Source organism: Ruminococcus sp. MCC718 (assembly GCF_018783905.1).
Classification (GTDB): Bacteria; Bacillota; Clostridia; order Lachnospirales; family Lachnospiraceae; genus Hominisplanchenecus; species Hominisplanchenecus faecis.
Window position 1 is genome coordinate 59,982 of the sequence record NZ_WQNP01000164.1, and the last position, 8,444, is coordinate 68,425.

2 protein-coding genes are annotated in these 8,444 nt (G+C 45.0%); one reads left to right on the plus strand and one right to left on the minus strand.

Features of this window, described 5'->3' with window-relative positions:
- Nucleotides 1-3: 3 nt before the first annotated feature.
- The gene (locus GPK60_RS13255) at nucleotides 4-3,594 is read right to left on the minus strand and encodes a glycoside hydrolase family 3 protein (RefSeq protein WP_215660630.1); all 3,591 of its coding nucleotides are present in this window, start codon (nucleotides 3,592-3,594) and stop codon (nucleotides 4-6) included.
- A 796-nt stretch (nucleotides 3,595-4,390) separates the two neighbouring features.
- Here GPK60_RS13255 and GPK60_RS13260 point away from each other — a divergent pair.
- On the plus strand, nucleotides 4,391-7,840 hold the full coding sequence (locus tag GPK60_RS13260) for a GDSL-type esterase/lipase family protein (RefSeq protein ID WP_215660632.1): 3,450 nt from the start codon (nucleotides 4,391-4,393) through the stop codon (nucleotides 7,838-7,840).
- The last annotated feature ends 604 nt before the right edge of the window (nucleotides 7,841-8,444 follow it).

The following is an 8,444-nucleotide window of genomic DNA, read 5'->3' on the forward strand; positions in this document are numbered from 1 at the left end:
TTTTTATTTCACGGTAACTTTCACTTTCTTTGTCACGCCATTGCAGGTTACACGGATGCTTGTTTTTCCTTTTTTCTTACCTTTGACAACGCCTTTTTTGCTGACAGTTGCAATCTTCTTATTCATGGATTTAAAGGTAATCTTATCTGCTGTGGACGCACTTGCTTTGATCTTTACTTTCTTGCCTGCTTTTACGCTGACTTTTTTCTTTGTAACAGTCAGAATTGTTTTCTGATTCTGCTGTGCTTTTTCAAAGGCTGCTTTTGCTTCCTGTGCTTCTTTAGCTGCTTTTGTTGCTTCTGCTGCGGCTTTTTCTGCTGCCACTTTGGCTGCTTCTGCTGCCTTCTGTGATGCCTCTGCTGCCGCTGCTTTTTCTTCTGCTTCTTTTTGTGCTTTCTCTGCTGCCTTTGCTTTTTCGGCTGCGGCATTCTTTTCGTTCTCTGCAGCTTTGGCTTTTTCTTCTGCTTCTTTCTTTGCTTCCTCTGCTGCCTTTGCTTTTTCGGCTGCTTCCGCTGCTTTCTTTTCTGCGTCTTTTTTTGCTGCCTCTGCCTCTTTCTGTGCGGCTTCGGCTGCCGCTTTCGCTTCTTCTGCTTCTTTTTGTGCTTTCTGTGCGGCTTCTGCTGCCTTTGCCGCATCGGAATTGATCAGCTTTCCGTTCATCGTGTCAAAAACTTTGGTTCGCTTGATCACGTTCAGCATATTGATCGCAGATTTCTGAAGGTCACCAAGTCTCATCTCGCCGTCTTCCAGACCTTTGAGAACCTGTGCCTCGTTTTTACCAGGCATCTCGCAGTCATTTCCTGCACGCATCATCACGGCACGAATATTCTGTCCGTAATACATAGAACCTTCTTTAACACCAAATACAGAATACCAGTCGGACATTACAAATCCGTCAAATCCCCATTCATTTCTCAGGATCTCCGTCAGCAGTCCATAGTGCTGGAAGGTAGAAGCTCCATTTACCTGATTGTAAGAGCTCATAACAAACATCGGAGCCGATTTTTTAACGGTAATCTCAAAACCTTTCAGATAAATTTCTCTTGCCGCACGTTCTGAAACAACGGAGTTGCTTCCAAAACGGTCCGCTTCCTGATTGTTAAATGCAAAATGTTTGATTGTCACACCAATTCCGGTTGCACTGCCATCCTCGTTTTTCTGTACGCCGTCAGTAACAGCGGCTGCTGTCAGGCCGGATACCAGCGGATCTTCTGAATAATATTCATAGTTACGTCCGCAGATTGGATCGCGGTGGATATTCATGCCCGGTGCCAGAAGAGAAGTAATACCAAGCTCCAGCATTTCGGTGCCGATCGCACGACCAACCATCTCGATCACTTCCGGATCCCAGGTCTGTGCAAGGCAGGTGCCTACCGGGAATGCAGTACAGTACTGATAGCGGTAACCTTCCTCGGTAAACAGCTCTTCCCCTGCTGCGATCGCTGCATTGTAATCTGCCTCAGATTTAATCTCCGCATCATAATAGTATGCTGGATTTGAACTGTTCTGGTATGCATGGAATTTATAATAGGTAATGCCAGAAATATACGCTGCTCCTTCTTCTACCGGCAGACAGTTCAGGTATTTGTTTGTGATACGGATACCGGCCGGTCCATCGGAAAGAACGATATTTGGGATAAATTTGGAGTTATAAAGGTTGCTTGTCGTCTCGCCTGCTGCTCCGAAAACAGAGTCTGCATTGTTTCCGATGATCGGTGCATTGTCACCACTTGCCTGAGTGCCGGTGTAAGTTCCTCCTTCCACCAGGTCTGCAAGTTCGGTATTGGACATACTTGCTACCAGCTGTCCAGCTGAAATTTTGCCGTTTACCACATCAACCAGTGTATAAGAATCAGATGTTGTCACTTTTTCCAGTTTTTCTCCATCTTTTTTATCTTCTGACTGAGCGTATGCATAAGAATCGCTGTTCTCATCGTTTGCACTGACATAGGCGGTGATTTCGCCGTTTCCGTAGGTGTGTGTTTCTGCATTCGGGAAATTCTGGCTCTTAAGGCTTAAATCTTTGTGATCTGCACTGACTCCGTCTGCGGTAATATCTGCTTTTGATCCAAAGCCTTCGGAAGCAGAATCCAGAAGATCTACTGCGGTCGCACTATCTTCCATCACATATTTCGCATCGTAGCTGCCCGCTTCCATGCTCTCTTTTGTCAGTCCCAGTTCGTTGTCACAGTACTCGGTCACAACTTCTGTGTCCAGGGAAATCTTTGCCGCTTCTGCATTGTTTCTTGAGCTGTTTCCGACGCGGATCGTGTAATCGCCCGGTTCCATCACATAAGCTTCTTTTTTCTCATCGTAGCTTGCCATATCATCGGTATCAAATGTAATCTCCACTTTCTGAGATTTGCCGGCTTCCACTTCTACTTTTTTGTAGCCTGCCAGCTCCTGATACGGTTTGTCCAGCTCACCGTTCGGTGCTGAGAAATAAACTTCTACTACTTCTTTGCCGTCCGCTGTTCCGGTATTTGTAACCGTTGCACTGACTTTGATCTGATCTTCATCTGCTTCTACCGAATCGGTATGGATCTCAAAATCCGTGTAAGAAAGTCCATATCCGAATTCATATGCCACTTTCTTTCCAAACGTATCAAAATAGCGATATCCCACAAAAATGTCATCCTGATAAAATTCTTCCAGTGAATTTCCATCGTTGTTTGAAATCGTTGCCGATGCCGGATAATCTTTATAATCGATCGCCCAGGTATCTGTCAGTTTTCCAGAAGGGTTGTATGTTCCGTTTAATACCTGAACGAGTGCGTGTCCTTCGTTCATACCAGCCTGTGACATTAAAAACAGGGCATCCAGACCTTCGATCTTATCACGGTTGTATTCATCTCCTTTTGTATATCCGCCAAGTCCGTTGAAAAAGTTTGTATCCACGATTCCACCGACATTCAGGACTACGATCACATGCTCAAATTTCTGTCCAAGTAAGGTCAGGTTGGCCTTTTCTGCATCGCTTAAGTAATAATCACCTTTGTCGATCGCACGGTCTTTTCCTTCTCCGGATGTACGTGCCAGAACATAAATAGCGGTATCTGTCTCTTTTGCAGCTGCTTCCACATCTGCCAGACCTTTTTCTGTGTCTCCATAGACCGGCTCATTATGTACATAATTAAAATTCAGCTGTCCTTCATATTTTTTCAGTTCCTGATTGTATTCTGCTATACGATCCTCCAGGAAAGAGGTCTCTTCGCCATCGTACTTATGGTTATTTACAATATCATAACCGGCATCTTCAAAACCCTGTTTTACGAGAATATTTCCTTCTTCACGTACATTGACATTACCGGAACCGGTACCTCCCTTGATCGTATTGTACACACCGTTTCCGTACAGTGCTACTTTTGTGCCTTTTTCCTGAGAAATCGGCAGTGCCTGATCTTTATTTTCCATCAGGACCATGCCCTGTGTTGCTGCATACTGGGAAATTTCTGCATTCGCCTTTTCCCTTTCAATACTTGCATTCGGATCCAGATATCCGGATGCCGCAAATGCTGTTGTACTCATGCTTCCGGTCGCCATAGCTGCCGCAAGTGAGATTGCCAGAAATTTTCTTACCTGTCTGTTTTTCATGTTTTCTCCTTTCACATACCTTTGCTTTGTACTTGATTTGCTTTCGATTCATACTTGCTTTTGATGTTGAAATTTTAGCAATTTTCTTTTTCTGCCTCTACCACTTTGCAGATGTAAACTGTTCTTTTGCGGATATCTGTATATGTGAAAGGTTTGTTTTTCATAGTTCACAAGAATATCTGCTTCTATTTGAATTACCTTTTCCTGATCTTGAGATTCATATTTTATGATGCCAGGGTCAAACGGTCTAAATCCACATGAGCTTGCTCATAGGTGGATGAAAGACCTTGGGACCCGCCCCGATATGGAGCAGAACATCCAGTGGATGTTCGTTTTGCTCCGACCGAAGCGGAGCGTAGACATAAAAGTGGGATGATAATCCCACGATATGCGAATACCGGAGAGGATTGTGGGAGTGCAACGCACGGAACAATCCGTAGGCATCATAGTTGGGGACTTTTGACACCCACATCATTTTATTGATTTTGCCCATATTTTATGATACTATAATCGAAACATTATTTATTTTGTAACTGTTCAGAGCCAAGCAAAATTTCATAAAACAGGTGTAAAATGCTTGCATTTTTAAGACTGTTTTTGAAATTTTATTTGGCGGATACGCCACACCGACGAAATGCGTAGCATTTTGGAGGTTGGCTCTGAACAGTTACTCTATTTTTTTTATTTTCAAAGGCGTTCTGCTTATATTTCTTGTTACAATTCACCAAAACGATGTCTGTAAAGTGCATATCTGATATGAAGTACTCATGACATCACAAAAATAAGGGAGAAAAATATGATTTTAAGTAAAAAAACAAAACAGGGATTATTGTCTATGGGGCTTGCTTTCGGCATACTGACCTCATCCGTCGTTTCGCCTGCATCTGTTTCTGTTCTTGCCAGCGACTATTCTGCCAGAAATGTACTGTCTGATGCTTATATCCAGTCACAGTTCCCGGCACCAATATCAGAAGAGGACATAACCTCTGCCTCTGTCCGAAGCGAGGCTTTGCAGCTTCAGAGCAGCAAAAGAGCATTTGATCTTGATCTGTCCGGTCAGTCATTTGATGGTTCCGGCGGAATCGATTACTCCAAAAATGCCAAGTACATGGATGTATTGAAAAATCTGAAAACGACTCAGAACGATCAGACGATCATCCTTCGTTTTAAGACTTCATCCGATGGTCTGCTCTTTGGTGCCGGTACCGATGCACTGACCACCACCGGTAAAAATATGACGGTCTCGATCCGTGACGGCAAACTGCGTCTTGTAATGCGTAATACAAAAAAAGCAGATGGTGCACCTGCCGGCGGCCTGAAGGGTTCTTTCAATGTCAACCTTGCCGATGGAAACTGGCATACCGTTGCTATCAGTTTCCTGCCGTCTCTTAATTATGTCAATGACAACGTACGCATCGCCGTGGACGGCACGAACCTGAACTATGCTTCCAACACCTGGGGCAGTTCCTGGAAAGCAGGCTTTAACCAGGGAGCCGGGGCAGACTACAACCTGCTTCAGATCGGCGGCGGTTCTTATGTCGGTGTCAACAACAACGACTACGCTTCTGCCAATTTTAACGGTAAGATTGATTTTATCACCGTGATCGACAAAGCCTACAGCATGGATGACCTGAAATCCATCTCCTACGAACAGGTCAGCTCGGTCACTGCCAAACTCAATGCCATGCGTCAGAGCGGAACCGGCAAGACATGGCTCTTCACCGGCGGTACAGAGGCGGTTGCCGATTTTAAAAACTCCTCTACCATCCGTAACTGGATTGGGCTTTTTGAGGATACCATGCGCAGCGGCGGCAGCTATATTGAAAGAGGACGTTTCGTATTCAATACAGCCCGTCGCGGTTCCGATGTTGCTTCTATTCTTGCAGATTACGACAGACAGATCGATGCTTACCACACGGAGGCAGTAGCCATCTCAGTTGGTGCCGAAGACTACAGCAAAGGCCAGGCAGGACTGGATACCTTCAAAGAAAATCTGAAAAAACTGGTGGATAAAATCAATGCTTCCAGAAAACTTGCCGTTGTGATCACCCCTTATCCATCCAAAGACCCTGTGCAGAATACAAACATTGCTCTTTACAAAGCTGCCATTGATGCTGTTGTCTCTGAAGATGCAAAAATCGTAGATTTCTCTTCTATCGCAGTTTCCAATATCAACGATGACGGCACTCTGACACTGGAAGGTCATCAGGCGGCTGCAAACCTTCTGAAAAACGCACTTGGCTTCGGAAGCAGTACAACTTCCTACAATTTTCACCTGAAAAACCTCGCACCAGGCTCTTACCGCACAGAAAAGAAGGAAAATGCTGATCAGATCACCGCAAAAGCAAACGGCACCACTCTTGAAGTTCATGCAGGCGGCGTTTCTGACTCCGGTGCAAAACTTACCTACACGCTGACGGACAGTAACGGACAGATTTTCTCCGGCAGTGCTTCTGCTTCTGATTTCACGGTATCCGGTCTGAAGGCAGGAGAAACTTACACTTTGATGGTCAGCGACAACAGCCGCTCCGATGGTGTAACGGAAACCTATAAACCGGTCAGCATCAAGATTACGGATGGCTCTACCGGTACACTTATTTCTGAAACTTCCGATTCTGAGTACGATTTCTCCGATTTGCTGAAATCCAAAAAATCGTTAACTTACTTGTTTATGGGCGACAGTATCACTCATGGCGTTGTAACAAACGGCTACGACAACGTACCGCAGCTTTTTGCCAAATATCTGGATGAACTCGGAAGAAAAGATGACGTTGTGATCAATACCGGCGTTTCCAATGCCACCATCGCAACGACTCTGGATCAGATTGAAACGCGGCTGAAACGCTACCAGCCGGATGTCGCTGTCATTATGCTCGGCACAAACGACTGTGCAAAAAATGGTGAAAACAACGTCGCAGCTACCGGCTCCACCAGCAACGGTGCGATCAGCGTTACCGAATTCAAGAATCGTTATAAAACTCTGATTCGTGAAATCCACAAAAACAATGCCAATACCCGCATTGTTCTGCGTGTTCCATGTGCAATGATCAATTATGGTCAGCGTCAGGAGACTTTCGAGGCGTTCTTTGCTTCGATCCCGGAAGTAGCAAAAGAAATGAAAACAGAAATACCGGGACTGGAGATCGCTGTTGTCAATCATCTTGAAAACTGGAACAATTATCACGATACGGTTCGCAATGACAACCTGAGCAATCCAAACTACGCAGATGCAGATAGCCTCAACTGTGGCTGGTTCTCACCGGACGGCCTGCATCCAAACGGACGCGGCAACATCGCCATGTTCCAGCAGATCATCAAAGAGCTGAACCTGTATCAGGCAAATTCCGAACTGGCAAATTTCTCTTATGCACTGAGTGACTGGACAGATGCCTCCAATATCAAAGTCGTTGCAGAGCAGAAAGATGATCAGGCTTCCCTTGCCATGAATCAGTTTGCTTCTTATACAAATGGGCTGCGTGATGTAACTCTGACACTGACCGCCCAGAACGGAACATCCATTTCCAAAACAGCAGCTTATGATGCAAACGGCAGCATTTCCCTGGATACATTGGATAAAACAAAAGATTACACCCTTCGTGTCACCGGAACTGATAAAACAAACAGCAAACAAGTAACGTTCGCTTCTGAACTTACAAAAGAGATCACACCGGACCCGATTCCAGATCCAGAACCGATTCCAGATCCAGAACCAAAACCAGATCCGGAACCAAAACCAGATCCGACTCCGGATCCAACACCAACTCCTACTCCGGATAAGCCGACAGACAATCAACCGTCCAACCCTGGCACTTCCGATACAACAAAGGTTTTGAAAAAGGGAGACATCGTTGCTGTTGGCAAGTACTCTTATCAGATCACGAATACCGCAAAAAAAACCGCTGCCTTTGCAGGTCTTGTCGATGAGAATGTGAAAAAAGTATCGATCGCCGCTTCCGTGAAGATCAACAATACTGCATACCGCATCACTTCCGTCAAGGCAAATGCCCTGAAAGGCAAAAAGAAAATCACCAGCGTAACGATTGGCAAAAATGTTGCCACAATCGGTGCAAAAGCATTCTCCGGATGCAAAAATCTGAAAAAGATCACTGTGAAAACAACCACTTTAAAGAAAGTCGGAAAACAGGCATTTAAGGGAATCCATAAGAAAGCGGCAGTAAAAGTGCCAAGAAATAAAAAGACAGCTTACAAGAAAAAATTCCGTGGGATCTTTTCAAGTGCCAAATAAAAATTTGCGGAGGTTTTAGAATGTGCAAATGAACGAATTCCCCGAAGGCACGCTCTCGCTACCTCACATTGGCAGCGGTACGTAAGCAACCAAAATACGGTTGCTAAGTACCGGCCATGTTCGAGTACCTTCTCTGGAATTGTTCATTTTGCACATTACTAAAAGCTCCTGGCTTGCCGGGGGTCGCTTAAGCGGAACAGTCCTTCAGGCCAAATTTCAAAACACAGAACAGAAAAAGACAGAGATAGAGTAACGGAAACTTGCTATCGTCACTATGCCTCTGTCTTTTTGATGTCTGGCATACTTACACTTCTCTTTTTTATTGCACCGAAAGAAAAAATACCATCTACACTATCTGCCAGGCAGGCTACATTTGTGGAAGCGAAAAGTTGCTCTGGCAAATATTTGTGGCTGGAAGATGCCTTCTGCTTAGGAGACAACAGTCAAACCAGGAGCTTTTGGCAATGTGCAGACGAACTGCATTGCAAAATATGGTGCGTAAAATAATACAGCCATGATGAATCCGAAAACAAATCGCTCTGACGGTAGCAAGGCTTCCGTCGTGAGGTTTGCGATGCTGCCGCCCCAAGGAGCCGCTGTCTGA

Coding starts and splice junctions, on each gene's coding strand:
- GPK60_RS13260 (WP_215660632.1), top strand. CDS start 4,391: ATGATTTTAAGTAAAAAAACAAAACAGGGATTATTGTCTATGGGGCTT.
- GPK60_RS13255 (WP_215660630.1), bottom strand. CDS start 3,594: ATGAAAAACAGACAGGTAAGAAAATTTCTGGCAATCTCACTTGCGGCA.